At 61.2% G+C, this 3,802-nt stretch carries 2 rRNA genes; both read left to right on the forward strand.

The features are described from left to right. Nucleotides 1-419: 419 nt before the first annotated feature. Nucleotides 420-3,552 (forward strand): 23S ribosomal RNA (locus ACI79I_RS24270). A gap of 128 nt (nucleotides 3,553-3,680) precedes the next feature. After that, nucleotides 3,681-3,797: ribosomal RNA gene (rrf, locus tag ACI79I_RS24275) — 5S ribosomal RNA — on the forward strand. The last annotated feature ends 5 nt before the right edge of the window (nucleotides 3,798-3,802 follow it).

The raw sequence follows: 3,802 nt of genomic DNA on the forward strand, positions 1-3,802 counted from the left end.
ACCGTGATCGCCTGCTCGTGCCGAGCGGGCGGCGGGTGTTCGGGGTGGTGCTCGAGGGTGGAACGCTGACCAGTTCGGCCGGTCCGGTTCGGGCCTGCGCCAGTACGGCGCCGCAGCATGGTCTGTGGCGCGGGGAACGCGCGGGGTCGGGGCGGGGCCGGTGGTAGGCACGCTGTTGGGTCCTGAGGGAGCGGATCCATTCCTTCGGTGCCGGCCCGGTGGGCCGGCCCGGGGGTGGGGCACCTCGGTTCAGGGCCGGTCCGGTCTCGTACCACCACACGCCTGTGTGGGTTCGGCGGGGCGGTGGGGCCGGTGGCTGGTGGGTCGTTGAGAACTGCACAGTGGACGCGAGCATCTTTTGTTCTGTAGGACCGGCCGGTGCCGCACGCGTGTGTGTGCGGAGGGTCGGATAGTTGTGTGGCCAAGTTGTTAAGGGCACACGGTGGATGCCTGGGCACCAGGAGCCGATGAAGGACGTAGGAGGCTGCGATAAGCCTCGGGGAGCTGCCAACCGAGCGTTGATCCGAGGATGTCCGAATGGGGGAACCCCGCACCAGTCATGTGGTGTGACCCGCGCCTGAACACATAGGGCGTGTGGAGGGAACGTGGGGAAGTGAAACATCTCAGTACCCACAGGAGAAGAAAACAACCGTGATTCCGTGAGTAGTGGCGAGCGAAAGCGGAGGAGGCTAAACCGTTTCCATGTGATACCCGGCAGGGGTTGTGGAGGCGGGGTCGTGGGACCGTTCGCGCAGCTCTGCCGGGCTGCGAGGGAGTGAGAAAGACGTCGTGTTAGTGGAAGGCCTCTGGAAGGGGTCGCCGTAGAGGGTGACAGCCCCGTACACGAAAGCACACGTCCTCCCGAGCGTGTTCCCAAGTAGCACCGAGCCCGTGGAATTCGGTGTGAATCCGGCGGGACCACCCGCTAAGCCTGAATACTCCCTGGTGACCGATAGCGGACAAGTACCGTGAGGGAAAGGTGAAAAGTACCCCGGGAGGGGAGTGAAATAGTACCTGAAACCGTGTGCCTACAAGCCGTGAGAGCCGTCAATGCGCCTTCGGGTGCGCGGTGATTGCGTGCCTTTTGAAGAATGAGCCTGCGAGTTAGTGGTACGTGGCGAGGTTAACCCGTGAGGGGCAGCCGTAGCGAAAGCGAGTCCGAACAGGGCGCATCCAGTCGCGTGCTCTAGACCCGAAGCCGAGTGATCTACCCATGGCCAGGTTGAAGCGCGGGTAAGACCGCGTGGAGGACCGAACCCACCAGGGTTGAAAACCTGGGGGATGAGCTGTGGGTAGGGGTGAAAGGCCAATCAAACTCGGTGATAGCTGGTTCTCCCCGAAATGCATTTAGGTGCAGCGTCGCGTGTTTCTTGCCGGAGGTAGAGCACTGGATGGCCGATGGGCCCCACAAGGTTACTGACGTCAACCAAACTCCGAATGCCGGTAAGTGAGAGCGCGGCAGTGAGACTGCGGGCGATAAGGTTCGTAGTCGAGAGGGAAACAGCCCAGATCATCGGCTAAGGCCCCTAAGCGTGTGCTAAGTGGAAAAGGATGTGGGATCGCAGAGACAACCAGGAGGTTGGCTTAGAAGCAGCCACCCTTGAAAGAGTGCGTAATAGCTCACTGGTCAAGTGGTTCCGCGCCGACAATGTAGCGGGGCTCAAGCACACCGCCGAAGCCGTGGCATTCCAGCAGCACCCCGTCGTCGTTCCTCGTGAGCGCCGGCCAGGGGCTGGGATGGGTAGGGGAGCGTCGCGTGGCGAGCGAAGCGGCGGAGGAATCCAGCCGTGGACGCCACGCGAGTGAGAATGCAGGCATGAGTAGCGAGAGGGGAGTGAGAACCTCCCCCGCCGGAAGACCAAGGGTTCCTGGGCCAGGCTAATCCGCCCAGGGTGAGTCGGGACCTAAGGCGAGGCCGACAGGCGTAGTCGATGGACAACGGGTTGATATTCCCGTACCCGCGAAGGAACGCCCATGCCGAACCCAGCGATGCTAACCGCCCCAAACCGTTCGGGTGCACTTGTGTGCCCGGATGGGAGTAGCGCGGGATCCGGACTGGTAGTAGGCAAGCGATGGGGTGACGCAGGAAGGTAGTCCCACCGGTGAGTGGTAGTACCGGTGCAAGGGTGTGGCCCGACACGTAGGCAAATCCGCGTGTCATGAGGGTGAGGCCTGACGCATAGCCGAGTGAGGCGAATGGGATGATCCTATGCTGCCGAGAAAAGCCTCTAGCGAGTTCCGAGCGGCCCGTACCCCAAACCAACTCAGGTGGTCAGGTAGAGAATACCGAGGCGATCGAGCGAACTGTGGTTAAGGAACTCGGCAAAATGCCCCCGTAACTTCGGGAGAAGGGGGACCCCTTGCTGTGAACCGCCTTGCGCGGGGCAGCGGTGGGGGGTCGCAGAGACCAGTGAGAAGCGACTGTTTACTAAAAACACAGGTCCGTGCGAAGTCGTAAGACGATGTATACGGACTGACGCCTGCCCGGTGCTGGAACGTTAAGGGGACGGGTTAGCTCTTCGGGGCGAAGCTCAGAACTCAAGCGCCAGTAAACGGCGGTGGTAACTATAACCATCCTAAGGTAGCGAAATTCCTTGTCGGGTAAGTTCCGACCTGCACGAATGGCGTAACGACTTCTCAGCTGTCTCAACCACAGGCTCGGCGAAATTGCACTACGAGTAAAGATGCTCGTTACGCGCGGCAGGACGGAAAGACCCCGGGACCTTCACTACAGCTTGATATTGGTGTTCGGTTCGGCTTGTGTAGGATAGGTGGGAGACTGTGAAGTCCGCACGCCAGTGTGGATGGAGTCGCCGTTGAAATACCACTCTGGTCGAATTGGATGTCTAACCTCGGTCCGTGATCCGGATCAGGAACAGTGTCAGGTGGGTAGTTTAACTGGGGCGGTTGCCTCCCAAAATGTAACGGAGGCGCCCAAAGGTTCCCTCAGCCTGGTTGGCAATCAGGTGTCGAGTGCAAGTGCACAAGGGAGCTTGACTGTGAGACCGACGGGTCGAGCAGGAGCGAAAGCTGGGACTAGTGACCCGGCACCGGCATGTGGAAGCGGTGTCGCTCAACGGATAAAAGGTACCCCGGGGATAACAGGCTGATCTTCCCCAAGAGTCCATATCGACGGGATGGTTTGGCACCTCGATGTCGGCTCGTCGCATCCTGGGGCTGGAGTAGGTCCCAAGGGTTGGGCTGTTCGCCCATTAAAGCGGTACGCGAGCTGGGTTTAGAACGTCGTGAGACAGTTCGGTCCCTATCCGCCGTGCGCGTAAGAGACTTGCGAAGAGCTGTCCCTAGTACGAGAGGACCGGGACGGACGAACCTCTGGTGTGCCAGTTGTACCGCCAGGTGCACTGCTGGTTGGCTACGTTCGGCAGGGATAACCGCTGAAAGCATCTAAGCGGGAAGCTCGCTTCAAGATGAGGTCTCTCACCGGGACAACCGGGTAAGGCCCCCGCCCAGACCAGCGGGTTGATAGGCCGGAAGTGGAAGCGCCGCAAGGCGTGGAGCTGACCGGTACTAACAGGCCGAGGGCTTGACCACACATCTACCCGAACCTCCGCGGCCGGGCACCGGTCGAGCAGCAACGAAGATGACATGTCGCGTCCACTGTGCGGTTCTGAACGCCTCACCACCCCCGCCACCGGCGGGCCGGTGGAAGTTCACAGCGTTACGGCGGCCATGGCGAGAGGGAAACGCCCGGTACCATTCCGAACCCGGAAGCTAAGCCTCTCAGCGCCGATGGTACTGCCCTGGAGACGGGGTGGGAGAGTAGGACGCCGCCGGACAACCA

Source organism: Geodermatophilus sp. SYSU D01105 (genome assembly GCF_054050095.1).